The sequence below is a fragment of the Streptomyces daqingensis genome (assembly GCF_014645895.1).
Taxonomy (GTDB): domain Bacteria; phylum Actinomycetota; class Actinomycetes; order Streptomycetales; family Streptomycetaceae; genus Streptomyces; species Streptomyces daqingensis.
In genome coordinates, this window is record NZ_BMMP01000013.1 from 79,003 (window position 1) to 105,658 (window position 26,656).

Here is a 26,656-nt window from a genome sequence, read left to right on the forward strand (position 1 = left end):
ATGGCGGTTTCCGTAACCCTGCCGGCGCTCGGCGAGAGCGTCACCGAGGGCACCGTCACCCGCTGGCTGAAAGCCGAGGGTGAGCAAGTGGAGGCCGACGAGCCGCTGCTCGAGGTCTCCACAGACAAGGTCGACACCGAGATCCCGGCCCCCGCTGCGGGCACCCTCTCCTCCATCAAGGTGGCCGAGGACGAGACGGTCGAGGTCGGCGCCGAACTCGCAGTGATCGACGACGGTTCGGGGGCACCCGCGGCAGACGCACCGGCCGCCGCCGAGTCCGCTCCCGCGCAGGAGGCCCAGCCGGAGCCCGAGCCGGCGCAGGAGGCCCAGCCGCAGCCCGCGCAGCAGGAGGCGCCGGCGCCGTCCGGAGGCGGCTCGGCGGAGGGCACGGACGTCGTCCTGCCCGCGCTGGGCGAGTCCGTCACCGAGGGCACCGTCACCCGCTGGCTGAAGCAGGTCGGCGAAGAGGTCGAGGCCGACGAGCCACTGCTCGAGGTCTCCACGGACAAGGTCGACACGGAGATCCCGGCCCCCGCGGCGGGAACCCTGCTGGAGATCGTCGTCGGCGAGGACGAGACGGCCGAGGTCGGCTCGAAGCTCGCCGTCATCGGCGCCGCGGGTGCGGCACCGGCCGCGCAGCCCGAGCCGTCCCAGCCCGAGCCCGAGCCCGCGCAGGAGCCTGAGCCCCAGCCCGCGCAGCAGCAGGCCCCGGTGCCTGCTCAGCCGAAGGCGGAGCCCGCCCCCCAGCAGGCACAGCCCAAGCCCACACCGGCGCCCGCACCGGCTCCGGCTGCCGCCCCGGCGGCGCCCGCACCGGCCGCGGCGGAGAACGAGGGCGCGTACGTCACGCCGCTCGTCCGGAAGCTCGCGAGCGAGCAGGGCGTGGACCTCTCCACGGTCAAGGGCACCGGCGTCGGCGGACGCATCCGCAAGCAGGACGTCGTCGCCGCCGCCGAGGCGGCCAAGTCGCAGGCGGCGGCCGCGCCGTCCGCCGCGTCCTCCGCACCGCGCTCACCGAAGCTCGAGCCGTCTCCGCTGCGCGGCCAGACGGTCAAGATGCCGCGCATCCGCAAGGTGATCGCGGAGAACATGATGAAGGCGCTGCACAACCAGGCGCAGCTGTCCACCGTGGTCGAGGTGGACGTCACGCGCGTGATGCGGCTGCGGCAGCGGGCCAAGGACTCCTTCGCCGCACGCGAGGGCGTCAAGCTCTCCCCGATGCCCTTCTTCGTGCAGGCGGCCGCGGAAGCGCTGAAGGCCCATCCCTCGGTCAACGCGCGCCTCAACGACGACGGCACGATCACCTACCACGACGTCGAGAACATCGGCATCGCGGTGGACTCGGAGAAGGGCCTGATGGTCCCCGTCATCAAGGAGGCCGGGAACCTCAACCTGGCAGGCATCGCCCGCAAGACGGCGGAGCTGGCCAAGAAGGTCCGCGAGGGCGGGCTCGGCCCGGACGACATGTCCGGCGGCACGTTCACGATCAGCAACACCGGTTCGCGCGGCGCGCTGTTCGACACGGTCATCGTGAACTACCCGCAGGTCGCCGAGCTCGGCATCGGCGCCACCGTCCGCCGTCCGATGGTCATCGACCACCCGGAGCTCGGCGAGACGATCGCGATCCGGGACATGGTCTACCTGACCCTCTCCTACGACCACCAGCTGGTCGACGGAGCGGACGCCGCCCGCTACCTCGGCGACGTCAAGGCCCGCCTGGAGGCAGGCGAGTTCGAGGGCGAACTGGGTATCTGACCCGGCGCGCCCTGGCGCACTGCGCGCGGCGGCCCCGACCGTACGGCTCCGGCCGGCACGGCCGGGGCCGCCGCCGTTTCCGTGGCGGTTCCGTGCGCCGGCGTCCGGGACCGCGGGCGGAGGCCGGAATTTCCGTTCCACTCCCCGGCTTTGTTCCTGAACGTACGCGCTAGGGTGTCGGACGGGCGTTCCGCACCGATTCGCCCGGGGCGCCGTACCCGCCCCTCAGCGGTGCGTGGCCACGGCCGACACCGCGTTCCGGGCCGCGAGGGAACACCGCATGCTGCGCATCCACTTCACCACCACCGACCTCGCGCGCACCCACGTCGCGGAGGGCCCCGACCCGCTCTGGGAGGTGGTCTTCAGCCTCCACATGCTGCGTGCCCGCTACGGCAGGGTGCCGTTCGCCGAGTGGCGCAGGGACGTACGGGCCGACCTGCGGCGCCACGGGAACACCGACGAGGTGCGGCAGTTGCTCCCCCTCCTCCCCGACGCCAGCTACTTCCCCGACTTCCTCACCCCGCCCGAGGGGCTGCTGGGCCTGGAGGAAGGCGTCGAGGCCATCGTCGCGACGCCGCGCGAGCGGATCGACCACGAACTCGGCATCCTCAACGAGCGGGTGGGCGCGCCCAGTTGGTCGCAGCAGCTGACCGACCGCGCACCGCACGCGCGCCGGCGCCTCGGCAGGATGATCTCCGGCTACCACGAGCGCGCGCTGGCCCCCTACTGGCCCGCGATCCAGCGCCGCGCCGCCGCCGACCGCGCGGTGCGGACGAGGGCGCGGCAGACGGGCGGGGTCGGGGGTGTGCACGGGCTGCTGGCCGGCTTCCGGCCGGCGATGCGCTGGCGTCCGCCCGTCCTCGAGATACCCGCGCACCCTGTGGACCGTAACCTGCACCTCCAGGGGAGGGGGTTGCTGCTCGTGCCCTCCCAGTTCCTGTGGAGCCGGCCCGTGCCGCTGGCCGACCCGGACCTGCCGCCCACCGTGCTGTACCCGCTCGACCGCGACCCCGACTGGACGAAGCCGGCGCCCCACGGCAGCGCCGGTGCTGCCGGCGATCCGCTGGCCCGCCTGCTGGGCTCGACACGGGCGCAGGTGCTGCGCGCGGCGGTGACCGTTCCCAACACGAGCGAACTCGCCCGGCACGTCGGCATCTCGGCCTCGGCGGCGAGCCAGCACGCGGCGGTGCTGCGCGAGTCGGGACTGCTCGTGAGCCATCGGCACGCCAACAGCGTGTTCCACCAGCTCAGTTCGCTCGGCTCCGCGCTGCTCCGGCAGACGGGGAAGGAGAGCGCGGCGGAGCCGTGACGCGGGGGCCGCCGCGGAGCCGTGTCGGCGGGGGCCGCCCGTCCGCCCGGCGCGGGGGTGATCGTGCGACGCCCCTGCCCGCGGTTGCGTACGGGCAGGGGCGTTTCCACGGGCGGCAGCCCGAACCTGCATGCCGTTCTCGGACTCTGTGCCGCCAGAGCGGAGGCCGGCCGGAATGGACCCCCAGGTCTTTCCGGCTTCGCCTCGCTGCTCCCCCCTTTTCCGGGACGACGTGCGACGTACGTCCCGTATACGAGGACTGTGCCGGAGGGCGGCCGTGCTGACCATTGTGTTGCAGTCAGAGAGACAACACCCTGGTCGCAGGCGCGAGTTGGCGTTTACCGCAAACGGGCAGCTCCCGCGGCCCTCGGACGCGGACGGGAGGACAGTTCACCGGCGGGCGATCAGGGCGTAGCGCTCGTCCGTCACCGGTCGGCCCCAGAGCACGGAGTTGCCGCTGAGGGATTCGACGCGGAGCTCCGAGACGAGGGGGCGCACCGCCGCTGCCAGCCGCTCCGCCCCTACGCCGCCGTGCCACGGCAACTCCTCGGCGCCCGCGACATAGGGCACTCCGCTCTGCCCCGATTCGCACCAGCGGCCCTCCACCAGGACGAGCAGCCCGCCCGGCAGCAGCCGGGACGTCCACTCCCGCAGGGCGGCATCCGGATCCGGCAGGGTCCACAGCAGGTGTCTGGCCAGCACCGCGCCGAACCGCTCCCCGCCCGTCGGGGGCCGCATCGCGTCCCCCACGAGGAAACGGGCGCCGAGCCCGGCCGACTCCGCCTTCCGCCGGGCCCGCTCGACCATCCGCGACGCGAGGTCGACTCCGGTGACCCGGTGCCCGTCCGCGGCCAGCAGCAGGGACAGCGAACCGGTGCCGCATCCGGCGTCGAGGACGTCGGCCGGCTCGGACGGCAGCCAGGCACGCAGCAGCCGGGCCCACTCGGATCGGACGTCCTCGGCCAGGAGCCCGTGGTCGGGTTCCTCGTCGAAGTCCGCCGCGGCGGCGTCCCAGTAGGCGGTGATCGAGGCAGCGTGTGAGGTCATGCCGGGACTCTGGCAGGGACTACTGACACCGCCCCTGCCGGGCGTCGGACAGACCGGCCAGGACCCGCCGGCGGGTTCAGCGCACGTAGTTCTTGAGGATGTCCGTCTCCAGCTCGATCCCGACCGGCTCGGGCAGCGTCACCGCTTCTCCGAAGCGGGCGGTGTGCACGTCGCGGTAGCGGGCGCCTTCCCGGTCCAGACAGCTGTGCACGACGGCGGTGCAGGAGTCCCGGTCGATCAGCAGATAGACGGGGATGCCCGCTGCCGCGTAGGCGGGGGGCTTCTCGACGCGGTCCCGCCGGTCGGTGTCCTCGTCGTACGAGGTCACCCCCACGGCCATCAGGACCCCGTCCGGGTCCGCCCACTCACCTTGGCCGGCGAAGTGCGCGACGGGTGCGAGCGCGCCGTCGGCACGAGCACGGCCGTTGCGATACGAACCGACCCGCAGTCCGCGCTCCGGATGCAGGTCGAGATCCGGCCGGGCCTGGATGCACTGCCTGAGCAGCCACATCGTGACGGTGTCGTGGTCCCCGTCAGGAGTGCTCTTGACCCCGATCCGCCCGCCCACGAACTCCAGCATGACGGTCTCGGGTGCCTTGGAGGCGATCTCCTCGAACTCCTCCACCTGCATCTAGGACGTGCGTTCGGCCATAACCGTCACGGTGTACCCCCTTCCGCATGAAGGCCAGTATCGACAGAGCGAAAACCGGCCTTTCGGGCCTGGGATGCCAGAATCACGGCACGAGTGACCCGTTCCGGCACGGCTTCGCGCCGCCCGCGCACGACACCCCCGCGGCCGGGCGGCCTGCCGTAGCGCGGTGAAGACCACACGCGACGGGGGCGCTTCCCCCGCCTGCGGGGCCGTATTGTCGAGGCACCCTCCCGCGCGGCCGCAGCCGTCAGGCCCTCCGGGCTCCGGACGCCGTCGTGGGGAGGCAGCACCCGGAGCACGCCGCCCGGAACCGCCGAGAGCCCCGCTCAGAAGGAGGCCGCGCCTGTGACCTCGCCCCCCTCTCCGCTGCCCCTCGCGCACTCGCTGCGCGAGCAGATCCGCGAGCACATCGTGGAGGGCATCGTCAGCGGCCGGTGGCAACCGGGAGAGCGGATCGTGGAGCGGCGGATCGCGGTGGAGCTGGAGGTCAGCCAGACGCCCGTACGGGAGGCGCTGCGCGAGCTGGAGGCGCTGCGGCTGATCGAGTCGGCGACGAACAAGGGAGTGCGCGTACGGGAGTTGTCGGCCGCCGACCTGGAGGAGATCTACCCCGTGCGGGCGGGTCTGGAGCAGATCGCGGCCGAGCTCGCCGCTCCGCACCTCGCGGGCGACGCGTCGGCGCTCCTGCCGCACGTCGAGGCGCTGTACGAGGCCGACCGGGCAGGTGACGGGGAGGCGCAGGTGCGGCACACCGTCGCCTTCCACCGCGAGATGGTGCGGGCCGCCGGCAACAGCGTGCTGCTGCACACCTGGGAGTCGCTGGGCATCGAGGTGTGGACGGCGCTGTCGATCCGCTGGCTGGGCACGGTGCAGCAGTCCTACGCGGAAGAGCACGAGGCCGTGATGGAGGCGTTCCGGCGCCGCGACCCGCGTATCGCCGAGCTGGTCAAGGCGCACGTCCTCGGCTGCGCGCCCGCGCCGCGCGGTGCGGGCGCGGGCTGACGCCCGTCCGTACGGTCCCACGACGAGGAGGAGACATGGCCGCACCCGATCCGCACATCCATGTCGAGTCCGGAGTGGTCCGCCGGAACGCGGCCGTCCGGGAGTTGATGGCCTCCACGTTCGGTCTCGCGGGCGATCTGCCCAGCCACGTCACGACCGGATGCGGGACGCGCGTGCCCTATGCGATGACCTCGCCGCGCCCGGAGAGCGTCACCTGCCTCGCGTGCCGCGAGCACGCACGCCAGGCGCATCTGCGCTTCGCGGAGGAGGTGGCTCGTCTGGGCGGGATGCCGGGATCGACGATCACCCGCGGCCAGGCCGAACAGGCCGCCGAGCAGCACCGCGAGCTCGCGGCACGGTACTCCGGCGGCGAGGACCGGCCCGACGGCGGGGACTGAGCCGTGGCGGGGGTCGGGCCGGTGGCGGAGGCCGGGCGCCCGGGGTGCCGTCGACCGCGGGCCCCGCGGCGTGATCTGCTGGCGCCCGGTACGTCGAGACGCGAGACTTCCGGAGGCCGGGGTGTGCGAACCGTCTGTTGAGGCCGAGCCGACCGCCGGGGCGGGCGACCCTCCCGGCGAGCAGGCCGGAGCGGTGCCGGAACAGGCCGAAGTAGCCGCGTTCCGCCGCTCGTTGGGGCTGGACTCCCTCATCGACGTGCACACGCACTTCATGCCGCAACGGGTCCTGGCGAAGGTGTGGGCGTACTTCGACTCGGCCGGTCCGCTCGTCGGGCGGCCCTGGCCCATCGCCTACCGGCGGGACGAGGAGCAACGGCTGCGGCTGCTGCGGGAGTTCGGCGTACGCGCCTTCACCTCCATGCTCTACCCGCACAAGCCGGGCATGGCGCGCTGGCTCAACGACTGGGCCGCCGACTTCGCCGCTCGCACGCCGGACTGCCTGCACACGGCCACGTTCTACGCGGAGCCGAGCGCGGCCGGGGACGTGCGGCGCGCTCTGGAGCAGGGCGCCCGGGTCTTCAAGTGCCATCTCCAGGTCGGCGCGTTCGACCCCAACGACCCCTCGCTGAAGGAGGTCTGGGGGACGCTTGCCGAGGCCGGCGTCCCGGTGGTGACCCACTGCGGTTCGGGGCCGGCGCCGGGCCCGTTCACCGGGCCCGGCCCGATCGCGTCGCTCCTCGCCCGGCACCCCCGGCTGCCGCTGGTGGTGGCGCACCTGGGGATGCCCGAGTACGAGGACTTCCTCGGCCTGGCCGAGCGGTACGAGCACGTCATGCTCGACACCACCATGGCGTTCACCCCGTTCGCGGAGGGGGAGGCGCCGTTCCCCCGCGCCGCCCTCCCCCGGCTCGGCGCCCTCGCCGACCGGGTGCTGTTCGGCTCGGACTTCCCCAACATCCCGTACCGGTACGCCGAGGCGCTCCGCTCCCTGGAACGTACGGGCCTCGGCGCGGACTGGCTCCGCGCGGTGTGCCACGGCAACGCGGCGCGCCTCTTCGGTCTCTGAGCGGCGGCCGGGCGGCGGGCCGGAGGCTGGGCCGGCACCGCAGGACTGCTCGTGGTCCCTGCCCGTCCCGGAGCCGCCCGCGGGCCGTCCCTGACATGGACACCGCGTGCCGACTTTCGTGGCACGGAATGCCAATTTCACTCGGAGCTTTGATCGATCATCGATCGCGGGAGTACAGTCCAATCGCCGGGTCGCTCTGTCCTGCCCTTCAGGCACCCGCCCACATCCCCACACCCCCCCGTCCGCCCGTACGGAAGGTGGCCACCATGCCCCGCCCCGCACGCAACCAGCCGAGCGAGCTCGACCAGCTCCCGGACCGCGACCCGCAGGAGACCGCCGAGTGGCGGGAATCGCTGGACGCGGTGGCCGAACACGCAGGTCCCGAGCGGGCCGCGTACCTCGTGCGGCGAGCCCTGGACCACGCCCGGGACAGCGGGCTCCGCGTGCCGGGGCTGCTGGAGACGGACTACGTCAACACCATCCCCACCTCGGCCGAACCGGACTTCCCCGGTGACGAGGCGATGGAGTCCCGCATCACCGCCTGGAACCGCTGGAACGCCGCCGCGATGGTCACCCGCGGCAGCCGCTACGGCCTGGGCGGGCACATCGCGACCTTCGCCTCCGCGGCGTGGCTGTACGAGACCGGCTTCCAGCACTTCTTCCGCGGCAAGGACGGCCTCGGCGCCGACCCTGCCGGGGGCTCGGGCGACCAGCTCTACATCCAGGGCCACGCCTCCCCCGGCATCTACGCCCGCGCCTTCCTCGACGGGCGGCTCACCGAGGGCGACCTCGACCGCTTCCGCCAGGAGGCCGCCGGAGGGGGCCTGCCCTCCTACCCGCACCCGCGGCGCCTTCCGTGGCTGTGGGAGTTCCCGACGGTCTCCATGGGCCTCGGCCCGATCAACGCCGTCTACCAGGCACGGTTCAACCGCTACCTGACGAACCGCGGCATCAAGGACACCTCCGGCTCCCACGTGTGGGCCTTCCTCGGCGACGGCGAGATGGACGAGCCCGAGTCGACCGCCGCCCTCGCCCTCGCCGGGCGCGAGCAGCTCGACAACCTCACTTTCGTCGTCAACTGCAACCTCCAGCGCCTGGACGGGCCGGTACGGGCCAACTTCAAGATCGTGCAGGAGCTGGAGGCGCAGTTCCGCGCCGCCGGCTGGAACGTCGTGAAGTCGCTGTGGGGCAGTGCCTGGGACGAGCTGCTCCAGCTCGACACCTCGGGCGCCCTGGTGAAGCGGCTCCGTGAGGTGCCGGACGCGCAGTTCCAGACGTACGCGACCCGCGACGTCCCCTACATCCGCGAGCACTTCTTCGGCGCGGACCCGCAACTGGCGGAGATGGCGCGGCTGCTGGGCGACGACAAGATCGCCGCCTGCTTCCACAGCTCACGCGCCGGCCACGAGCCCCGCAAGGTGTACGCGGCCTACAAGGCCGCCGTGGAGCACGAGGGCGCCCCCACCGTGATCCTCGCGCAAACGGTGAAGGGCTGGACGCTGGGTCCCGGCTTCGAGTCCCGCAACGCCAACCACCAGATGAAGAAGCTGTCGGGCAAGGAGTTCCGCGCGATGCGGGACCTGCTGGAACTGCCCATCCCCGACAGCAAGCTGGACGACGAGCTGGTGCCGTACGTGCACCCCGGCCCCGGCTCCCCCGAGGTGCGCTACCTCCAGGAGCGCCGTGCCGCCCTCGGCGGCCCCGCCCCCGCCCGCAAGGTGCACCCGGTGGGCCTGCCGGAGCCCGCGGCGAAGCCGTTCGCGGCCCTGGACAAGGGGTCCGGGAGCCAGGAGATCGCCACGACCATGGCGTTCGTCCGGCTGGTCAAGGACCTGATGAAGGAGAAGGAGAGCGGCAGGCGCTGGGTGCCGGTGGTGCCCGACGAGGCGCGCACCTTCGGCATGGAGTCGCTGTTCCCGTCGGCGGGCATCTACTCCCCGCTCGGCCAGAACTACGACCCCGTCGACCGTGACCAGCTCCTGTACTACAAGGAGGCTTCGGACGGTCAGATCCTCAACGAGGGCATCACGGAGGCCGGTTCACTGGCCGACTTCACGGCCGCCGCCACGTCGTACGCCACGCACGGCGAGCCGATGATCCCCTTCTACATCTTCTACTCGATGTTCGGCTTCCAGCGCACCGGCGACCAGTTCTGGTCCCTGGCCGACCAGTTGGGCCGCGGTTTCGTCATCGGCGCGACGGCCGGACGTACGACCATGACGGGCGAGGGCCTGCAGCACGCCGACGGCCACTCCCCGCTGCTGGCCTCCACCAACCCGGCCGTCGTCACCTACGACCCGGCCTTCGCCTACGAGGTCGGCTCCATCGTCAGGGACGGGCTGCGCCGCATGTACGGCCCCGACCCCGCGGCCCACGAGGACCTCCTGTACTACCTCACGGTCTACAACGAGCCGAAGGCGCAGCCGGCCAAACCGGAGGGCGAGGGAGTCGAGGAGGGCATCCTCAAGGGCCTCTACCGCTTCAAGGAGGGCACGGCGCCAGGCGAGGAGGCCCCGGCCGTCCAGCTGCTGGCCAGCGGCACCGCCGTCCACTGGGCGCTGGACGCGCAGCGGATGCTGGCCCAGGAGTGGGGCGTGCGCGCCGACGTGTGGTCGGCGACGTCCTGGAACGAGCTGCGGCGCGACGCGCTGGAGTGCGACGCGGCGCAGCTGCGCGGCGAGGAGCGCGTCCCGTACGTGACGAGGGTGCTGGAGGATGCTCCCGGCCCGGTGCTCGCCGTGAGCGACTGGATGCGGGCCGTCCCGGACCAGATCAGCCAGTGGGTGCCGCAGGACTGGACGTCGCTGGGCACCGACGGCTTCGGGCTCTCCGACACCCGCGAGGCCGCGCGCCGGTACTTCGGGGTGGACGCCGAGTCGGTCGTGGTGGCGGCGCTGGCCCAGCTCGCGCGGCGGGGCGAGGTCAAGCGCGAGACGGTACGGAAGGCGTCGGAGACGTACGGCTTCGGCACGGCCTGACGGCCGCGGCGTACGGCGTCCGCGTGCGGCCGGAACACGCGGCGGGCGCCGCCTGAAGCCCGGCCCGCGAGGGCGGTCCCGTACGCCTCGCGGCGGAGGCGGGGCCGCCCGGCCCTGCGGTTCCGGCCTCCGGCGGCCGGCGGCAGAATGCTGCCATGCGCGCCTCCCGGCTGATCAGAATGGTGCTGCTGCTGCAGACCCGCGGTGCGATGACGGGCGCCGAACTCGCCACGGAGCTGGAGGTGTCCGAGCGCACGGTCTCCCGCGACGTGCTCGCCCTGTCCGAGGCGGGCGTCCCCGTCTACGCGGACCGCGGGCGCAGCGGCGGCTACCGCCTCGTCGGCGGCTACCGGACCCGCCTGACGGGGATCGCGCGCAGCGAGGCCGAGGCTCTCTTCCTCTCCGGAGTGCCGTCCGCGCTGCGCGACATGGGCCTCGCGGACGCCGCGTCGGCGGCCCGGCTGAAGGTCTCCGCGGCGCTGCTGCCGGAGCTGCGCGACGCCCCGCGGACCGCGTCACAGCGCTTCCACCTCGACGCCCCGGGCTGGTGGCGGGAGCCGGAGGCGGCACCGCGGCAGCTTCCGGCGCTCGCCGAGGCGGTGTGGGACGACCGGCGCGTACGCGTGCGCTACCGGCGCCGGGGAGGCGACGTGGAACGCGAGCTCGAACCGTACGGGCTCGTACTCAAGGCCGGCGTCTGGTACTTGGCGGCCCGGGTGGTGGACGGGGGCGACCGGCGCGTGTACCGGGTGGACCGGGTCGAGGGCGTCACGAGCGGCGGACGCTTCGAGCGTGACGAGGACTTCGACCTGCCCGCCTTCTGGGCCGAGCGGTCCGCGGCGTTCGCGAGGTCGATCCTGCGGGACGAGGTCGTGCTGCGCCTGACGCCCGCGGGCCGGCGGAGGCTGCGGCACGTGACCGACCGTGGCGCTGCCGAGGAGGCGCTGGCGAAGGCGGAACCGCTGCCGCCGCACCGCGGCTCCGCGGAGTCCCGGCGGGACGCGCGCGGGGCGGAGGACGCCGGAGCGGCGGGGCGCGGGGCTTCGTCCGCGGCCCGGTCCGCGGACGACGGGGACGTCCGGGTGGTGCTGGCCGTGGAGTCGCTGGACGTCGCCGAGTCGCAGCTGCGTGCCCTCGGACCGGAGTGCGAGGTGCTCGGACCGCCCGCGCTGCGCGCCCGGTTCGCGGACGCGGCGCACCGTATGGCCGCGCTGTACGGGGGCAGCCCGCAGGATGCGGTGCGACAGGGGCACGGCGTCTGAGGGGGCCCGCGTGCCGGGCGCGCACCGGCACCTCCTGTACGCCCGGCGAGGGGGTCAGGGGCCGGGAGGCCGGTCCGGAAAGGGATCAGGGGCCGGGAGGCCGGCGTCCCCAGGCGGAGATCATCGGCGAGGTGGCGAGGTCGAGGCGACCGGCCTCGACGCTGGCGAGGTGGCGGTCGATCTCCTCGTCCGTCGCGAGTCCCGCCGCGACGAGCCTGTCCCGCACCTGGCGGACGGTGGCGGCCTCCAGCACGTCGCACTGGGGCGAGGCGACCGGGAAGTAGGCGTCGGCCCCGACCTCCGCGAGGCCGGCCTCGCGCAGCAGCCGGGGCAGCTTGCGCCCGTAGGCGAGGTCGGCGCCGCGCTGCCGCAGCAGCTCGCGGAAGGCGCCGCGCAGCCGGTTGGCGAGTTCCTGCTCCGGGCCGTGCTCGTCGGGGCAGATCAGTGGCTGCATCGCGGGGTCGGCGTCCTCGATCAGCAGCACGCCGCCGGGGCGCAGCGCCCGGACCATGGAGCGCAGCGCCGCCCCGCGGTCGGCGACGTGGACGAGGACGAGGCGGGCGTGGACCAGGTCGAAGGGCCCGGTGGGGGGTTCGTCGAGGGCAACGTCGTGGCGGAGCACTTCCACGCCCTGCGCCGCGGCCGTTTCCGTCCAGGACACGTCGATGTCGGTGGCGAGGACGCGCCCGGCAGGCCCGACACGCCGGGCGAGCCGGGCGGGGACGTCCGGCCCGCCCGCGCCCGCCTCCCAGCACCGCCAGCCCTCGCGGATCCCGGCCGCCTCGAAGTGCCGGAAGGTGGAGTCGTCGAAGAGGGCGGAGAGCGCCTCGAAGCGCGTGCCCGCCTCGGACCGGCGGTTGTCCAGCAGGTACCCGTCGTCTCGTGCCATGCGCCGATGATTCCACGCCGGGCCGGGGGCGGATCAGCGGTAGCCGGTGACGTCGGCCGGTCTGCCCTGCTGCTCGACCTCCGTGAGGTAGCGCCACGCGTCCGGCGCCGAACCGTCGACGTCGGTGAATCCGTACTCCCGGGCGAGGCCGCCGCTGGAGAGCGACTGCCCGTTGAACCGGGCCACGTCGGGGTCGGACGCCAGCGCGGCGACGGCCCGGCCGACGTACGCGGGCGACTCCGAGATCGCGAAGTGCGGGTCCTGGGCCGTGCCTTCGCGCCAGTTCTCCTCCGTCACCCTGAACGCGGTGTCGAGCATGGCCTCCGACCGGAGCCAGCCCGGCGTGACGCAGACGGCGCACGCCCCGTGTGCGGGAAGCTCCTCCGCGAGTCCCAGCACCATCCTCAGCGGGCCGTACTTGGCGAGGTCGTAGTAGAAGGGCTTGCGGTAGCGGGTGTTGAACTCCGCCGTTCCGTCGGTGACTTCGACGACGAGGCCGCCGGGGCGGCGGATCAGCAGCGGGATGGCGTACCGGCTGGTGACGATGTGGGACTCCACGGAGAGCCGCAGGACGCGCAGGCCGGCGTCCAGGTCGTGCTCCCACATCTTCTTGTCCCACTCGACGAGGTGGTCGCCGCCCCAGATGTCGTTGACCAGCACGTCGAGGCGGCCCTGCTCGCGGTCGATCCGCTCGACGAGCTCCCGCACCTGCCCGTGTTCCAGGTGGTCGGTGGGCACGGCGACGCCGCGGCCGCCCGCCTCGTCGACCAGCTCGGCGGTGCCCTCGACGGTCTCGGACGCCCGGCCGATCTCGCTGACGTGGTCGCGGGTGGTGCGGCCCGTCACGTAGACGGTGGCTCCCGCTCTGCCCAGTTCGACCGCCATCGCGCGGCCCGCTCCCCGCGTGGCGCCCGCCACGAGTGCGACCTTGCCGGTCAGCGGTGACGACGAAGTGCTCATTGCTGTGCCTCTCCGGTGCGTAGACGTACGGCGGCCTCCCGGCGTCCCCGCACCGGGCGTCACAGCGCGCGGACGGGCGCGGAGTGAGGACGGCGCAGGCGTGTGGAGGCCGTGGAGACCGTTCGAGGTCTCCCGTGTCCAGCACGTTCCCACGGATACCGGACACCTTCTGTCGTGATTTTCGGCGGCATCATCCGCTCGCGCGGAACCCGCGGCGCATCCCGGGATGCGGTCTGCGGTGAAGGCCGCTCCGTGGGATGGTCACAACAACCGCACATTGAGGTCTTGACGCGCCCCGGTAACGACAAGGCGGCATCCGAGGGAGTCCGCGTGCGCCGGGCGGGTACAAGGCGGATGCTGTGTTCGTGATGGACGAGACCGAGTTCTGGGCGCTGATCGATTCCACCCGCGAGGACGCCGAGGGCGACCCCGAGGAACAGGCCGAGCTGCTCATCGAGAGGCTCACACAGCTCGATCCGGATGCCGTCATGTTCTTCGCCCGGCACTTCGAGTCCCGTTACAACCGGGCGAGCCAGTGGGACCTGTGGGCCGCGGCGTGGATCCTGCTGGACGGCGTCAGCGACGACGCGTTCGACGCCTTCCGCTGCTGGCTCATCGGCCAGGGCCGCGAGATCTTCGAGCACGCCGTCCACGACGCCGACTCCCTCGCCGATGTGCTCGAGGGGTTCGACGAGGAGCTGGACGGCGACGCGGAAGACCTCGGGTACGCCGCGGACGAGGCGTACGAGCAGCTCACCGGCGTGATCATGCCGGACCTCGGCCTGCCCGAAGCACCCGAGGACCCTTCCGGCGTCGCGCTCGACCTGGAGGACGACGAAGCGCTCGCAGAGCGGCTGCCCAAGCTCTGGGACCGCTTCCGCGGCTGACCGCCGCTCCGGCCCGTCCCCGTCGGGCGGCTGTCAGCCCTCGGCCAGGTGACGCCCCATCAGCACGTCGTCCACGTACTCGCCGTCGAGCAGGAACTCCTCCGGCAGCACGCCCTCCACAGTGAAGCCCGCCGCCTCGTACAGCCGGCGGGCGGGCGCGTTGTGCTCGAGAACGCGCAGCGTGATCCGCCGTGCGCCCTCTTCCCGCGCCCGCGCGCACGCCGCTTCCAGCAGGGCGCGGCCGACCCCGCGCCTGCGGGCGGCCGTGTCGACGACGAGGCCCTGTATCTGCCGGACGTGCGCGTTGCACGCCAGATCCGTCGCCGGGACGAGCCGCAGATAGCCGGCGAGGCCCAGGCCCGCGACCTCCGCGACCAGGTAGTGGACCGGCAGATGCGCCGGGTCGAAGAAGGGCGCGTACGGCGGAGTGGGCGGGGGCTGGACGGAGTGCAGCCTCGACCAGCAGCGCCTGTCGAGCTCCGCGAGGGGAGTCTCGTCGGCCCGGGTCGCGGTGCGCACGGTCGGCTCCGCCGCGGGGGTTCGCATGTCCGGCATGCGCGCAACCCTGCACCGGCGGCCCGCGCGTCCGCCAGCGGTTACCGGCCGGACCGCGTGCGTCCCGGAACACGAAGTCCCAACAGATGGCCCGCGCCCGGCGCTTCAGCATGGCCGTCCCAGACGGCAGGATGACCTCATGCGTATCGCGGTCACTGGTTCCACCGGCCTCATCGGCACGGCTCTCACACGCTCGCTCCGCGCGGACGGCCACGACATCGTCCGGCTCGTGCGGCGTCCGTCGCAGGAGGCGCGGCGCTACGAGTCCGCGGCCGCCGTACGTCCGGGCACGGAGGACGGCGGCTCGGTGGGCTCGGCCTCCGGGAGCGCGCAGCGGACGCCCTCCGAGGTCAGATGGGACCCCAAGGGGCAGTACGTGCAGGTGGAAGGGCTGGCCGGCTGCGACGCCGTCGTCCATCTGGCCGGGGCGGGCGTGGGCGACCGCCGCTGGACCCCCGCGTACAAGAAGGAGCTCCGCGACAGCCGCGTGCTGGGCACCGCCACCCTCGCGGACGCGCTCGCGTCCCTCGACGAGCCGCCGCGCACCCTGATCATGGGCACGGCGATCGGGTACTACGGCGACACCGGCGACCGCGTCGTGGACGAGAGCGCACCGCCCGGCCAGGGCTTCCTCGCCGACCTGTGCCAGGAGTGGGAGGAGGCGGCCGCCGCCGCGGAGGAGGCGGGCATCCGCACGGTCCACGCACGCACGGGCCTGGTCGTCGCGCGCGGCGGCGGCGCCTGGGGCCGCCTCTTCCCGCTCTTCAAGGCGGGTCTCGGCGGGCGGCTCGGCGACGGTACGCAGTACTGGAGTCACATCGCGCTGCACGACCACATCGCCGCTCTGCGTCACCTCCTGGACGACGAGAACCTGAGCGGCCCGTTCAACCTGACCGCTCCTGAGCCCGTCACCAACCGCGAGGTGACCGCCGCGATGGGCCGCGTCCTGCACCGCCCGACCCCCTTCCCGGTGCCCGCGCCGGTACTGAAGGCGGCTCTCGGAGAGTTCGCCGGGGACGTGCTGGGCAGCCAGCGGGTCGTGCCGAGGCGATTGCTGGATTCGGGCTTCGAATTCGCGTTTCCAGGCATCGAGGACGCGGTACGCGCCGCACTGCGCTGACGGCACGCACGGACGTCCCGGACAGAGGGCGGCAGCGGTTCGGAGCGGGCTCCCGGCAGGTCAGGGGCCGGGTCCCGGCTCGGGCCGCACCGCGCAGCGAGGCGTCCGCGACGTGCTGCCGCCGCGCACGCAAGCGGTGTGCGACCGGCGTGCGTCCGTGCTCTGCCCGTGTGCCACTGACCGCAACCTGACCGCTGCGTAGAGTCCTGAAGTCCACGGTTCACTCGCGCTGGTCCGGGGCAGGACGACCGCAGGACGGCCCCGCACCGCGCGCCGACCACGGGAGGCACCGTGCACTCCAGCGACACTGCACGCTCCGGACCCCCGCACACCCCGGACGCCGATGTCGTCGTCATCGGTGCCGGGCTCGCCGGCCTCGCGGCGGCCCATCACCTGACCCGGGCCGGGCTGCACGTCACCGTCCTGGAGGCCACTTCCCGCGTGGGCGGCCGGATGGCCACCGAGAACGTCGACGGCTACCTGCTGGACCGCAGCGGACGGCTGCTGTGCCCGGACTGGCCCGAGTTCGCGCGGCTTCCCGCGCTGGCGGAGCTGGAGCTGCGGCACTTCGCACCCGGTGCGCTGCTGCGTGCCGACGGCCGCACGCACCGCGTCGGCGACCTGCAGCGCGTGAACGGCCGCCGCACGGCCCGCTCCGCCCCGGCACAGCGCACCGGCAGGCCGGACGCCGCCGCGGGAGGGGCCGCGGCCGCGGAGCCCGGCGTCCGTTCGGGACGCGCGGAGACCGCCGGACGGTTCGACGAGCGCGCGGACCGTGCCGGGCGTCTGACGCGGGCCGAACGTGCCGCGCGGGCGGAGAGGGCCGCGCGAGCCGAACGCGCCGACCGGCGGCGCACGAGGGGCGCACTCACCACCGCGCGCGCCCTCACCACCGCCCGCAGCCGCGCCGCCGTGACCGGCGCCCTCGACACCGCCCGGCTGCGCAACGCGCTGGCCCGATTCGCCGCCATACCCTCCGACCGGCTGCTGGCCCGCACCGAACTCCCCGCCGCCCAGGCCCTGTCGACGCGCGGCCTGCCCGCCCGCACGGTCGGCTCGCTCGTACGCCCGCTGCTCGCGGCGCTGCTCTCGGACCCCGCCCTGACGACCTCCAGCAGGGTCGCCGACCTGGCACTGCGCGGGTTCGTGCGGGGCGGCTGCTGCGTGCCGGCGGGAGGCATGGCGGCGGTGCCCGAGCTGCTGGCCTCCGCGCTGCCCCCGGGCACCGTACGCACGGACGTGCACGCCCTGTCCGTCACCACCAACTCCGTCACCACGCGGGACCACGGCACGCTCGCCTGCCGCGCCGTCGTGGTGGCCACCGACGCCGCCGACGCGGGCGAGCTGCTGCCCGGGCTCCGCGTGCCCGGTTTCCACCCCGTGACGGTGCTGCACCACGCCGTCGACGAGCCGCTGCCGCTGTCCCCCTCCCTGCTCGTGGACGGCGACGCGGAACGACACGGGCCGGTCTCGCACACCTGGGCCGCCTCCGCGGTCGACCCGGCGCGAGCGCAGTCCGGGGGCACCCTGATCACGTCGGTCGTGCTGGGGGGCGCCGCGGCCGATCCGGTCGCCGTGCTGGACAAGGCCTCCCGTCCCCAACTGGGCGCTCTGCACGGCGTTCCCGCGGACCGCTGGACCCTGCTGGCGGCTCATCACGACGCGCGTGCGGTGCCGGCCATGCCCGCTCCGCACGACATGCGCCGGCCCGTGCGCGTGCTCTCCGGCCTGTACGTGTGCGGAGAGCACCGCGACACCAGCACCGCGCAGGGCGCGCTCGTCTCGGGACGGCGCGCGGCGGGCGAGGTCCTGAGGGACTTCGGGATGCCGCTGCCGGGTGCCGGGAACGCGTCGCGGCCCGCTCCGGGCAGCCGCTCGCACGCGGCCGCCTGACGTCCGCCGAGGCGGGTCCGGACGCCGCCTCGGAACTCGTCCGCAAAATCGAACAACGCGGCCCCAACTTCTCGTGCGACCAGGGATGTTGGGGCGTTCGATTGTCAGTGCCGACGGGTATTCTGGTAACAGAATCCTGGATCAGAGGCCAGGCGGATCACGACACTCTTGGAGGTCGCCGATGACCGCAGCGAGCACCCTGACGATCACCTTGCCGTTCCCCGTGCCGGCGTCCCACGCCCAAGTGACGCTGCCGAAGAAGCGGTTGCCCGCCGGCCGCCCCCGCGAGTGGTACATCTCGCACAACCGCCAGCTGAAGGCGATGCGCCTCGCCATCGCGCTGCTCGACTCCGGCGTCTACACGCCGGGGCAGGCGCGGGACGACACGATACGGCGCACGGCGGCGCGCATCGGCGTGCATACGCCGTCCAGCACGACCTGCCGTCTGGTGCGTTCCATGCTGCCGTAGAGCCTTCGCCGAGGCCGCCGGAGCCCCCGCCCCGCGCGGGGGCTCCGGCCGTTCGCGCCGCACCTTCGCGAGCCGCGGGCCCGCGGCCCTCTCGCTCCTCTGCCTCAGCCGTCCCGCGCCTCGCGCTTGCCCCGCCACTCGGCCACGACGGCGTCCACGTCGTAGGGGGACAGGTTGAGCGGCGGGCCGGAGAGCGGGCGGCGGAAGGCCTCGCGGATCTTCTCGTTGACCCCCTCGACGATCCGCCGCACCTCCTCCTCCGACCGCGCGCGCGAGGCCGCCTTCAGTGCGTCCTCGGCCTCCTTGCGCAGCGCGAGGGCCGGCGGCAGGTGCGACAGGCCCTCGTCGCGCATCTTCCGCTTCAGCCACCACGACTCGTCGTACGGGGCGTTGGCGTCGCGCAGCGGCTTCCCGGCGCCCGGCAGGTTCTCGAAGGCGCCGCGCTCCTCCGCCTCGCGGATCTGCCGGTCGACCCAGGACTCGAAGCCGATGCCCGGTGGTTTGCGCTCGGTCATGTCTCCGATTCTCCCTCGCCCCGGGCGGCTCGGGGCCGCCGTCCGCTCGCGCCTTGTTCGTGATACGTCTGTATCATAACGAGCCCGCGGCGAGAGCCGCCACACCCCGAGGGAGAGCTGGTGCCCCGCACCGTCGACCACGCGCAGCGGCGCGCCCAGATCACCGACGGCCTCGTGCGGGTCGCCGCACGGGAGGGCCTGCACGCGGTCACGATGCGCTCGGTCGCCGCCGCCTCCGGCGTCTCGCTCCGGCTCGTCCAGTACTACTTCGACAGCAAGGCGCAGCTCATGCGGGCGGCGCTGGAGCGGCTGGAGGCGCAGAGCCACGCGCGGTGGGCGGCCCGGCTCGCGGCGCTGGCCCCGGACCCCTCGGCGCGCGCCGTCGTCGAGACGTGCCTCGCCGAGGCCCTCCCCACCGACGAGGAGAGCCGGGCGTTCCACGTCGTGTGGACGGCGTACGCGAGCCTGGCGATGACGGACCCCTCCCTCGCGGAGCAGCCGTTCGCGGACGGGCCGAGACGGCTGGAGCGCGCACTCACCGGCGTGCTGGAGCGGGCACGGCGCGACGACGAGCTGATGGCGGGCGCCGAACCCGCCCACGAGGCCGCCCGCCTGCTCGCACTCGGCCACGGTCTGGGAACGAGCGTCCTGGTCGGGCAGCGCTCGGCCGGCGACGCGGCGGACGTGCTGCGCTACCACGTGGACCGGCTCTTCACCTCCGCCGTGCGGCGCGGCGCCCGGACCGGCGGCACGGGGACGTCCGGAGTGCCGGCGTCCCCACCCTGACCTCGTCCGACAGGTGAGAAAGCACCGGCGGAAAGCACCGGAACGAAATCCGCGGCGACGGAATCCCGCACGCCGTAGCGAAGGTCACACGGACGCTCCGGCTGGTGGTTCCAGACCGCAGCGGGCGCCCGGGCGGTGGATAACAGGCAGTGGGGCGCTCTCGATGAAGGATCTCGGCATTGACGCTCTTCCGCCGGGCTGCCTACGGTCTCGCTCGTGATTCCGCGTGCGAGTGCCGACATGATCGATGCGCTGGATCGCCGCATCATCGCGGCGCTCCAGCTCAACGGGCGTGCCCCCTGGGCCGGTATAGCCCGCTGGGCGGGCACGAGTGAATCCACCGCACAGCGCCGGTTCAACGTCCTGCGCGAGCGCAAGCTGCTCCACGTCGTGGGCGCGGTGGAGCTCGACCGCACGGGCGGTGGCTCGTCCATGCTGGTGCGCGTGCAGGCCCGTCCCGGCAAGGGACTCGAGCTCGCCGAACTGCTGGCGGAATGCCCCGAGGCGCGCTTCCTCGCCCTCGTGACGGGGACCGCCGACCTCATCGTCGACTTCGTGGCCCGCGACAACGAAGAGCTGCTGCGCCTGCTCTACACCGACCTGCCGGGCGCCCATCTGATCGCCGGTACGGAGCACGTCGCCGTGATCCGCACCTTCTCCTCTGCCGCGCTGTGGGACACCGGACTGCTGCCCGGGGAAGCGGTGGCCGACCTTCGCCCGTCCGCCAGCACCGCCCCCTACGAGCGGGTCGACTGGGACAAGCCGCCGCAGCCGCTCACCGAACTCGAGCGCGCCGTCGTCGGCGAGCTGGCGAAGGACGGGCGGATGCCGGTCACGACCGTCGCCCGGAACCTGGGGCGCAGCGAGTCCAGCGTCGCCCGGTCGCTGGAGCGCATGGTCGCCCGCGGCTGCCTCCACTTCCGCACCCTGGCGGAGCCCGCGCTGCTGGGGTACGAGGCCGAGTTCATGCTGTGGCTGTCGATCGAGCCCGGAAGCCTGGAGGCCGCCGGGCGGCAGCTCGCGAAGCATCCGGGAACGAAGTTCCTGGCCGCGGCGACCGGCCGTTTCAACCTGGTCGGCCACATGGTGCTCCCCCGCCGCACCGACCTCTTCCGCTACACCGACGAGGTCATCGGCGCCCTGCCCGGCCTCAACGCCTCCGACGTCACCCTCCATCTGGTCACACTCAAAGGCGCGTGGACGCGGATGGACCAGTTCGACACCCGCCCCGGCGTTCCCGGCAACGCCTGAGGCACGCGGCCGCGACGTCCGGGCCCCACCCCGGACGGACGGCCCGTGCCGCACCCGAAGCACATCTGAACACCGGCCGGCCCGCTCCCCCACCGGGCTCCCCCGACCGGCCGTCCCACGTCCGTCCCCGCCCCGTCCCCCCGTGCCCACCCTGCTTCCCTCCCTTCGCCGCACCCGACTCTCTGCGAGGAACAACCATGTCAGCGAACGACCAGCCCTCCCCCGGCCCCGCACCGTCCGGCGGCGACGCGGGCAGCACGCCCTCCTGGCAGTGGCCCGAGTCGGTGTGGCGGGGCCACACGTCGGCCGTGACCGCCGGCCGCCCGCTCCTGCCCTCCCGCTGGCCGCAGGGCGCGCGGGCCGCGGTGGCGCTCTCGTTCGACAGCGATCACGAGACGATCCCGCTGCGGGACGGCGAGACCAGCCCCGGCCGGCTCGCGCAGGGCGAGTACGGCGCCCGCGTCGGCGCGGGCCGCGTGCTGCGCCTCCTGGAGCGCTACGGCGCCCCCGCAACGTTCTTCATGCCCGCCGTCTCCGCCCTGCTCCACCCCGACGAGGCCCGCCGCTACGTCGGCGAAGGCCACGAGATCGGAGTGCACGGCTGGATCCACGAGCGGAACACGCTGCTCGCGGCGGACGACGAGAGGACGCTCATCGCTCGCGCGATCGAGACCCTCACGGAGATCACCGGCAGCCGGCCCACGGGCATCCGCACGCCCTCCTGGGACTTCTCCGACTCCACCCTGCAGACGATCCTCGACCTGGGCTTCGACTACGACTCCTCCCTGATGGCCGACGACGAGCCCTACGAGGTGGTCGCCGCGGGCGAGCCCACCGGTCTCGTCGAGATCCCCGTCGAGTGGATCCGCGACGACGCGCCCTACTTCACGATGGACCGCTTCAACTCGGTGCGGCCCTACACCCGTCCACGCGACGTGCTGGAGATCTGGAAGGACGAGTTCGACGCGGCTTACCGCGACGGAGGCGTCTTCCAGCTCACCATGCACCCGCACGTCATCGGTCACCGCTCGCGCCTGGTGATCCTCCGCGAACTGCTGGACCACATCGCCGCCCACGGCGACGTGTGGTTCGCCACCCACGCCCAGCTGGCCGGGATCGCCCGCGACCAGCTCGACCGTCCCACCTCCCCGGAGACCTCCCGATGAGCACCGACACCTCCCCCGCCGCGGCGCCGCACAAGCTGAGTCCGGCGCAGCGCAAGGCGATCCTCGCCGGCACGATCGGCAACACCGTGGAATGGGTCGACTGGGCGCTGTACACGATCTTCGTGAAGACCATCTCGGAGGTGTTCTTCCCCAAGTCGGAGGGCGCGGTCGCGCTGCTTTCGACGCTCGCCGTCTTCGCGGTCGGCTTCGTCGTCCGGCCGGTGGGCGCCGCCGTGCTCGGTGCGTACGCGGACCGGTTCGGGCGCAAGAAGGGCCTCACGCTGACCGTGGGGCTCATGGCGGGCGCGTCCTTCGTCATCGCGCTGACGCCGGGCTACGAGTCGATAGGCGTGGCCGCCCCCGCCGTACTGCTGGTGGCGCGGCTGCTCCAGGGCTTCTCCGCGGGAGGCGAGTTCGGGTCGTCCTCGGCGTTCCTGGTCGAGTCGGCGGCCAAGGGCCGGCGCGCGTTCGCCGGTTCGTGGCAGCAGGTCTCCGTGGGCGGCGGCACGCTCATCGCCTCGCTCCTCGGCACCGTTCTGACCTCGACGCTCGACGACGCCGCGCTGCACTCGTGGGGCTGGCGTGCCGCGTTCGTCATCGGCGGGCTGCTCGGCCTCGTGGGGCTGTGGCTGCGGGTCTCCGTCGAGGACACCGACTCCTTCCACCAGGCCCAGGAGAAGGGGCGCGCGAAGAAGAACCCGCTCACGGCGATGTTCCGGGAGCACCCGGCGGCCGCGCTGCGCGTCGTCGGCATCACCATCGCCGGAACGCTCACGTACTACATCTGGATCACCTACCTGCCGACGTACGCCAACGTCGCGACAGGCATCCCGCTGGACAAGGCGCTGCTCTCCCAGACGATCTGCCTGGTCATCTTCATCGCGCTGCTGCCCTTCGTGGGCAAGCTGTCGGACAGGATCGGCCGGAAGCCCACCATGGCCGGCTTCGCGGGAGGCTTCGTCGTCCTGTCCTGGCCGCTGCTGCACCTGCTGAGCGACAGCTTCGCGAGCCTGTTCTTCGTCCAGCTGACCGGCATGATCCTGATCCTCGGCTACTCCGCCAACTGCGCGGTGATCATGGCCGAGCAGTTCCCGCCAGAGGTACGCGCCACCGGCATCGCGCTGCCCTACGCGCTGGCCGTGGCCGTCTTCGGCGGCACCGCCCCGTACATCACCACGTGGCTCAACGACGTCGGCCACGCCGACCTCCTGTGGCTGTACGTCTCCGGTGCCGCACTGATCTCGCTGATCGTCTACCTGACGATGCCCGAGACCAACAAGAAGGAGTTCGACTGATGACGCACGTCCTGGTGACGGGCGCGGCCTCCGGCATCGGGCGGGCCGTGGCCGGGGAGTTCGCGTCAGCCGCCGGGGAGGTGTCCGGCACCGTCCTGACGCTCGTCGACGTCGACGAGGAGCGGCTCGAAGCGGTCGCGGACCAGTACGACACCGCGCAGGTGTGCGTCGACCTCGCGGAGCCGGACGGCCCGGAGAAAGCCGTCCGGCGGGCGTGGGAGTCCGTCGGCGAGATCGACGTCCTCGTCAACGCCGCGGGCGTCTACCCCTCGCTCGACATGATCGACCTGGACGCCGCCGCATGGGACAGGGTGTTCGCCCTGAACACCCGCGCCCCCGCGCTGGCGACGGCGGCGCTGGCCCGCCGCGCCGTGGCGGCGTCCCGGGCGGCGTCGGTCGTCAACATCTCCTCCGGGGCGGCGCTGCGGGCCCGCCCCGGCGGGGGCCCCTACGCCAGCTCGAAGGCCGCGCTGGAGATGGCGACGCGGGCCGCCGCGCTGGAACTCGGCCCGCACGGCATCCGCGTCAACGCCGTGAGCCCCGGCTTCGTAGCGGTCGACAGCTCCTGCAACCCGGTCGCGCCGGAGTACGCGGCCGCGGTCTCGGCGAACCCCCTGGGGCGGCCCGGCACCCCGGCCGACATCGCCCGTGCCGTGCGCTGGATCGCGGGCCCAGACGCCGCGTGGATCACCGGCGAGGTGCTGCGCGTCGACGGCGGCTCGGGGACCGGGGCGAGCCACCTGCCGCGGCTGTGGCCCCCGGACCCGGCTCCGGGCGGCGCGCCGGGCGACGGCGGCGGCGAGAGCGGCAGCACCAGCGACAGCGGCAACACCACGGAAGGAAGCGCGACATGAGCGCCGACGCCTACACCGTCGTCGGCGGCGGCGCCATCGGCGGGACCCTGGCCCACAGCCTGGCCCGCGCCGGGCACCCCGTCACCGTCATCGACAGCGACGCGGACCACGTCGCCGCCATGCGCGAACGCGGCCTGAAGGTCGACCACGGCCACGGCCGGTTCGCCGCCGCCCGCGTCACGGCGGCGACGCCCGGGGAGTTCGACGGGCCGCTGGAGCGGGTGCTGCTCGCCGTGAAGGCGCAGGCGACGCGGAGCGCGATGGACTGGATCGCCCCGCGGCTGGCACCCGACGGCTACGTGGTCTCCGTGCAGAACGGATTCAACGAACCGGTGATCGCCTCGTACGTCGGGGAGAAGCGCACCCTCGCCGCCTTCGTCAACATCTTCGCCGACCTGACGGCGCCGGGAGTCGTACGCGACGGAGGGCCGGGCGCCTTCGTCATCGGCGAGCCGGGCGGCGCACCGGTCTCGGAACGCGTCCGCCGGCTCGTCGACGACCTCCAGGCATGGGGGCCGGCCCGTGCGAGCGACAACGTCGAGGGCTACCTGTGGGCGAAGGCCGGCTTCGGCGCGATGCTCGCCGCCACGGCCCTCGCCGACGCCTCGATGGCCGACCTGATCGACCGTCACAGGGAAGCGATGTACGCCGTGGTCGGCGAGGTCTTCGACGTGGCGGAGGCGGCCGGCATGCGTCTGGAGCCGTTCGACGCCTTCGAGGCACGGGCCTTCCAGCGGGGCCGGCCGGCACACGTGCGGGACAGTGCCACCGACAGGCTGACCGCGTGGCTGCGCACCCAGCCGAAGGACCGCAGCGGCATCTGGCGCGACCTCGCGGTGCGGCGCCGTCCCGTCGAGGTGACCACGCACTACACGACGGTCTTCGAGGAAGCGGAGCGCGCGGGCATCGAAACGCCCGTACTGCGCGCCGTCATCGGCGGACTGCGCGAGCTGGAGGCCGACCCGGCGGGTATGTCGGAGGAACGCCTGGACGAGCTGGACCGACTGGCCGCCCGCCACGCCGAGCGCGCCGGGGAGGAGGCGCCCGGGACGCCCGGTGAGGCCGCCGGCGCCGCACACTCCGGATGCGCCTCGTCCGCCGGCTCCGGCCTCCCCTCACGGCCCGTGCTCGGCGGCGTGCAGGCGCAGGCCGTGCAGGCCTGGCTGGAGGAGCACCGGGAGGCGATGGTCGACGACCTCGCCGCCTACACCGCGCAGGGCAGCTCCAGCGACGACCCCGCGGAGCTGGAGCGGTGCCTGGAATGGCTACGGGAATGGCTGGACGACGCACTCGGCGCGCCCGGAGTCCGGGGCGTCGGCGAGGAGTTGCTGCAGCGCGACACCAGGGGCGACGTGCTCGTGCGGCGCTACCCGGCCACCGGCGGCACGGATGAGGAGCAGTCCGGAAACGCTCCCGTGCTGCTGCTCGCGCACTACGACACGGTGTGGTCCACGGGCACCCTGGAGGGCTGGCCCTTCCGGCGCGACGGCGACGTGTGCACCGGGCCGGGCGTCTTCGACATGAAGGCGGGGCTCGTCCAGGCGGTCTGGGCGCTGAAGGCCCTCGACGCGCTCGGCCTGCCCCGGCCCGCGTGCACGCTGGTGCTCAACGGCGACGAGGAGACGGGAAGCCTCGCCTCCAGCGAGGCGATCGTCTCCGAAGCCCTCGGCTCGCGCGCCGCGTTCGTCTTCGAGGCGTCGGCGGACGGCGCGGTCAAGACGTCCCGGAAGGGCGTCGGGCTCTTCCGCCTGACCGTCGAGGGCGTCGAGGCGCACGCCGGGCTGGATCCCACCGCGGGGGCCAGCGCGATCGAGGAGGCCGCGCACCAGGTGCTGGACCTCGGCGCGCTCAGCCGCCCCTCCGCCGGCACCACCGTCAACGTCGGCGTGCTGCACGCGGGGACGCGCAGCAACGTCACGGCGGGGCGCGCCGTCGCGGACATCGACGTCCGAGTCGCGTCGGAGCCGGAGCGGCAGCGGATCGACGAGGCGCTGGCCGGGATCTCCCCCGTGAACCCCCGTACGGAGGTGAAGGTCACCGGGGAGTGGAACCGCCCCGTCTTCGAACGCACCCCAGGAGTGGCCCGGCTGTACTCGCTGGCCCGCGACTGCGCGGCACCGCTGGACCTCGACCTGCGGGAGTGCGCCGTGGGCGGAGCCAGCGACGGCAACTTCGTGCTCGCAGCCGGGGTGCCCGTGCTGGACGGGCTGGGCGCGGTCGGCGCGGGAGCGCACGCCCGCGACGAGCACGCCACGGTCAGCGGCATGACGCAGCGGGCGGCTCTCGCGGCGTCCCTGCTGGCCGCGTTCACGGAGTGAGCCCCGGGACCGGGAGCCGGCGGCGCTGAGAGGCCGGAGCGCGTACGGCCGTGGTGCCGACTGCCCCGCTCAGCGGGGCCGTTGCTCTCACGGCCGTACGCGTCCCACCACGGCCGTGACCTCGCCGGGGGCCGGCCGGACTGGTGGTCCGGATACGACGTCCCTCCGGTCGCATCCCCTTGGCGGGTTTTCACGGGTGCCGGCCCCTCACCGACGGCTCCGGCTCGCT

23 protein-coding genes are annotated in these 26,656 nt (G+C 73.5%); 17 read left to right on the plus strand and 6 right to left on the minus strand.

The window, feature by feature from the left end:
- Entirely contained in the window at positions 1-1,755 is a 1,755-nt protein-coding gene (gene sucB, locus IEY56_RS19675) for a 2-oxoglutarate dehydrogenase, E2 component, dihydrolipoamide succinyltransferase (RefSeq protein WP_189038563.1), read from the plus strand.
- 280 nt (positions 1,756-2,035) lie between these two features.
- On the plus strand, positions 2,036-3,064 hold the full coding sequence (locus tag IEY56_RS19680) for an ArsR family transcriptional regulator (RefSeq protein WP_189038564.1): 1,029 nt from the start codon (positions 2,036-2,038) through the stop codon (positions 3,062-3,064).
- 390 nt (positions 3,065-3,454) lie between these two features.
- Here IEY56_RS19680 and IEY56_RS19685 read toward each other — a convergent pair whose 3' ends face one another.
- Positions 3,455-4,111, minus strand: a complete 657-nt coding sequence (locus tag IEY56_RS19685) for a class I SAM-dependent methyltransferase (protein WP_189038565.1) — start codon at positions 4,109-4,111, stop codon at positions 3,455-3,457.
- Between the two features lie 76 nt (positions 4,112-4,187).
- Entirely contained in the window at positions 4,188-4,742 is a 555-nt protein-coding gene (locus IEY56_RS19690; RefSeq protein WP_189038566.1) for a Uma2 family endonuclease, read from the minus strand.
- A gap of 387 nt (positions 4,743-5,129) precedes the next feature.
- Between IEY56_RS19690 and IEY56_RS19695 the strand changes: the two genes are divergently transcribed.
- From IEY56_RS19695 to IEY56_RS19715, 5 genes are all read left to right on the plus strand, one after another.
- Positions 5,130-5,765: a GntR family transcriptional regulator gene (locus tag IEY56_RS19695; protein ID WP_189038687.1), complete on the plus strand. Its 636-nt coding sequence runs from the start codon at positions 5,130-5,132 to the stop codon at positions 5,763-5,765.
- Between the two features lie 35 nt (positions 5,766-5,800).
- A complete protein-coding gene (locus IEY56_RS19700; RefSeq protein WP_189038567.1) occupies positions 5,801-6,163 on the plus strand; it encodes a hypothetical protein in 363 nt (120 codons plus the stop codon).
- 193 nt (positions 6,164-6,356) lie between these two features.
- Positions 6,357-7,229: an amidohydrolase family protein gene (locus IEY56_RS19705; protein WP_229712059.1), complete on the plus strand. Its 873-nt coding sequence runs from the start codon at positions 6,357-6,359 to the stop codon at positions 7,227-7,229.
- A gap of 266 nt (positions 7,230-7,495) precedes the next feature.
- Entirely contained in the window at positions 7,496-10,207 is a 2,712-nt protein-coding gene (gene aceE / locus IEY56_RS19710) for a pyruvate dehydrogenase (acetyl-transferring), homodimeric type (protein ID WP_189038568.1), read from the plus strand.
- A 155-nt stretch (positions 10,208-10,362) separates the two neighbouring features.
- Positions 10,363-11,469, plus strand: coding sequence for a helix-turn-helix transcriptional regulator (locus tag IEY56_RS19715; protein WP_189038569.1), 1,107 nt, complete (start codon positions 10,363-10,365; stop codon positions 11,467-11,469).
- 85 nt (positions 11,470-11,554) lie between these two features.
- Here the strand turns inward: IEY56_RS19715 and IEY56_RS19720 are convergent, their stop codons facing one another.
- Both IEY56_RS19720 and IEY56_RS19725 read right to left on the minus strand, forming a co-directional pair.
- Entirely contained in the window at positions 11,555-12,358 is an 804-nt protein-coding gene (locus IEY56_RS19720) for a methyltransferase domain-containing protein (RefSeq protein ID WP_189038570.1), read from the minus strand.
- A gap of 33 nt (positions 12,359-12,391) precedes the next feature.
- Positions 12,392-13,318, minus strand: coding sequence for an SDR family oxidoreductase (locus IEY56_RS19725; protein WP_189038571.1), 927 nt, complete (start codon positions 13,316-13,318; stop codon positions 12,392-12,394).
- 368 nt (positions 13,319-13,686) lie between these two features.
- On the opposite strand from IEY56_RS19725, the gene IEY56_RS19730 reads away from it, so the two are divergent.
- Positions 13,687-14,205, plus strand: coding sequence for a DUF4240 domain-containing protein (locus IEY56_RS19730; RefSeq protein WP_189038689.1), 519 nt, complete (start codon positions 13,687-13,689; stop codon positions 14,203-14,205).
- Between the two features lie 33 nt (positions 14,206-14,238).
- Here IEY56_RS19730 and IEY56_RS19735 read toward each other — a convergent pair whose 3' ends face one another.
- Positions 14,239-14,760, minus strand: coding sequence for a GNAT family N-acetyltransferase (locus IEY56_RS19735; RefSeq protein ID WP_373292137.1), 522 nt, complete (start codon positions 14,758-14,760; stop codon positions 14,239-14,241).
- Positions 14,761-14,899: 139 nt separating this feature from the next.
- Here IEY56_RS19735 and IEY56_RS19740 point away from each other — a divergent pair, with 139 nt between their 5' ends.
- From IEY56_RS19740 to IEY56_RS19750, 3 genes are all read left to right on the plus strand, one after another.
- The gene (locus IEY56_RS19740) at positions 14,900-15,880 is read left to right on the plus strand and encodes a TIGR01777 family oxidoreductase (RefSeq protein WP_189038572.1); all 981 of its coding nucleotides are present in this window, start codon (positions 14,900-14,902) and stop codon (positions 15,878-15,880) included.
- A 291-nt stretch (positions 15,881-16,171) separates the two neighbouring features.
- On the plus strand, positions 16,172-17,773 hold the full coding sequence (locus tag IEY56_RS19745; RefSeq protein ID WP_189038573.1) for an FAD-dependent oxidoreductase: 1,602 nt from the start codon (positions 16,172-16,174) through the stop codon (positions 17,771-17,773).
- 181 nt (positions 17,774-17,954) lie between these two features.
- Complete coding sequence (locus tag IEY56_RS19750; protein ID WP_189038574.1) at positions 17,955-18,242, plus strand: hypothetical protein; 288 nt, start codon at positions 17,955-17,957, stop codon at positions 18,240-18,242.
- A 104-nt stretch (positions 18,243-18,346) separates the two neighbouring features.
- Here the strand turns inward: IEY56_RS19750 and IEY56_RS19755 are convergent, their stop codons facing one another.
- Positions 18,347-18,757, minus strand: coding sequence for a DnaJ family domain-containing protein (locus tag IEY56_RS19755; RefSeq protein ID WP_189038575.1), 411 nt, complete (start codon positions 18,755-18,757; stop codon positions 18,347-18,349).
- Positions 18,758-18,877: 120 nt separating this feature from the next.
- Here IEY56_RS19755 and IEY56_RS19760 point away from each other — a divergent pair, with 120 nt between their 5' ends.
- From IEY56_RS19760 to IEY56_RS19785, 6 genes are all read left to right on the plus strand, one after another.
- The gene (locus tag IEY56_RS19760; RefSeq protein WP_189038576.1) at positions 18,878-19,543 is read left to right on the plus strand and encodes a TetR/AcrR family transcriptional regulator; all 666 of its coding nucleotides are present in this window, start codon (positions 18,878-18,880) and stop codon (positions 19,541-19,543) included.
- Positions 19,544-19,783: 240 nt separating this feature from the next.
- Positions 19,784-20,794: an Lrp/AsnC family transcriptional regulator gene (locus tag IEY56_RS19765; protein WP_189038577.1), complete on the plus strand. Its 1,011-nt coding sequence runs from the start codon at positions 19,784-19,786 to the stop codon at positions 20,792-20,794.
- A 197-nt stretch (positions 20,795-20,991) separates the two neighbouring features.
- Positions 20,992-21,960: a polysaccharide deacetylase family protein gene (locus IEY56_RS19770; protein WP_189038578.1), complete on the plus strand. Its 969-nt coding sequence runs from the start codon at positions 20,992-20,994 to the stop codon at positions 21,958-21,960.
- Positions 21,957-23,255: an MFS transporter gene (locus IEY56_RS19775; protein ID WP_189038579.1), complete on the plus strand. Its 1,299-nt coding sequence runs from the start codon at positions 21,957-21,959 to the stop codon at positions 23,253-23,255. The genes IEY56_RS19770 and IEY56_RS19775 overlap by 4 nt, the downstream gene beginning before the upstream one ends.
- A complete protein-coding gene (locus tag IEY56_RS19780; RefSeq protein WP_189038580.1) occupies positions 23,255-24,109 on the plus strand; it encodes an SDR family NAD(P)-dependent oxidoreductase in 855 nt (284 codons plus the stop codon). The genes IEY56_RS19775 and IEY56_RS19780 overlap by 1 nt, the downstream gene beginning before the upstream one ends.
- Positions 24,106-26,427: a 2-dehydropantoate 2-reductase gene (locus IEY56_RS19785; protein WP_189038581.1), complete on the plus strand. Its 2,322-nt coding sequence runs from the start codon at positions 24,106-24,108 to the stop codon at positions 26,425-26,427. Before IEY56_RS19780 ends, IEY56_RS19785 begins: the two co-directional genes overlap by 4 nt.
- Positions 26,428-26,656: the final 229 nt, after the last annotated feature.

Bases quoted from the DNA above. Each gene is read 5' to 3' on its own strand.
- sucB (WP_189038563.1), top strand. From the start codon at position 1: ATGGCGGTTTCCGTAACCCTGCCGGCGCTCGGCGAGAGCGTCACCGAG.
- IEY56_RS19680 (WP_189038564.1), top strand. From the start codon at position 2,036: ATGCTGCGCATCCACTTCACCACCACCGACCTCGCGCGCACCCACGTC.
- IEY56_RS19685 (WP_189038565.1), bottom strand. From the start codon at position 4,111: ATGACCTCACACGCTGCCTCGATCACCGCCTACTGGGACGCCGCCGCG.
- IEY56_RS19690 (WP_189038566.1), bottom strand. From the start codon at position 4,742: ATGCAGGTGGAGGAGTTCGAGGAGATCGCCTCCAAGGCACCCGAGACC.
- IEY56_RS19700 (WP_189038567.1), top strand. From the start codon at position 5,801: ATGGCCGCACCCGATCCGCACATCCATGTCGAGTCCGGAGTGGTCCGC.
- aceE (WP_189038568.1), top strand. From the start codon at position 7,496: ATGCCCCGCCCCGCACGCAACCAGCCGAGCGAGCTCGACCAGCTCCCG.
- IEY56_RS19715 (WP_189038569.1), top strand. From the start codon at position 10,363: ATGCGCGCCTCCCGGCTGATCAGAATGGTGCTGCTGCTGCAGACCCGC.
- IEY56_RS19720 (WP_189038570.1), bottom strand. From the start codon at position 12,358: ATGGCACGAGACGACGGGTACCTGCTGGACAACCGCCGGTCCGAGGCG.
- IEY56_RS19725 (WP_189038571.1), bottom strand. From the start codon at position 13,318: ATGAGCACTTCGTCGTCACCGCTGACCGGCAAGGTCGCACTCGTGGCG.
- IEY56_RS19730 (WP_189038689.1), top strand. From the start codon at position 13,687: ATGGACGAGACCGAGTTCTGGGCGCTGATCGATTCCACCCGCGAGGAC.
- IEY56_RS19735 (WP_373292137.1), bottom strand. From the start codon at position 14,760: ATGCCGGACATGCGAACCCCCGCGGCGGAGCCGACCGTGCGCACCGCG.
- IEY56_RS19740 (WP_189038572.1), top strand. From the start codon at position 14,900: ATGCGTATCGCGGTCACTGGTTCCACCGGCCTCATCGGCACGGCTCTC.
- IEY56_RS19750 (WP_189038574.1), top strand. From the start codon at position 17,955: ATGACCGCAGCGAGCACCCTGACGATCACCTTGCCGTTCCCCGTGCCG.
- IEY56_RS19755 (WP_189038575.1), bottom strand. From the start codon at position 18,757: ATGACCGAGCGCAAACCACCGGGCATCGGCTTCGAGTCCTGGGTCGAC.
- IEY56_RS19765 (WP_189038577.1), top strand. From the start codon at position 19,784: ATGATCGATGCGCTGGATCGCCGCATCATCGCGGCGCTCCAGCTCAAC.
- IEY56_RS19770 (WP_189038578.1), top strand. From the start codon at position 20,992: ATGTCAGCGAACGACCAGCCCTCCCCCGGCCCCGCACCGTCCGGCGGC.
- IEY56_RS19775 (WP_189038579.1), top strand. From the start codon at position 21,957: ATGAGCACCGACACCTCCCCCGCCGCGGCGCCGCACAAGCTGAGTCCG.
- IEY56_RS19780 (WP_189038580.1), top strand. From the start codon at position 23,255: ATGACGCACGTCCTGGTGACGGGCGCGGCCTCCGGCATCGGGCGGGCC.
- IEY56_RS19785 (WP_189038581.1), top strand. From the start codon at position 24,106: ATGAGCGCCGACGCCTACACCGTCGTCGGCGGCGGCGCCATCGGCGGG.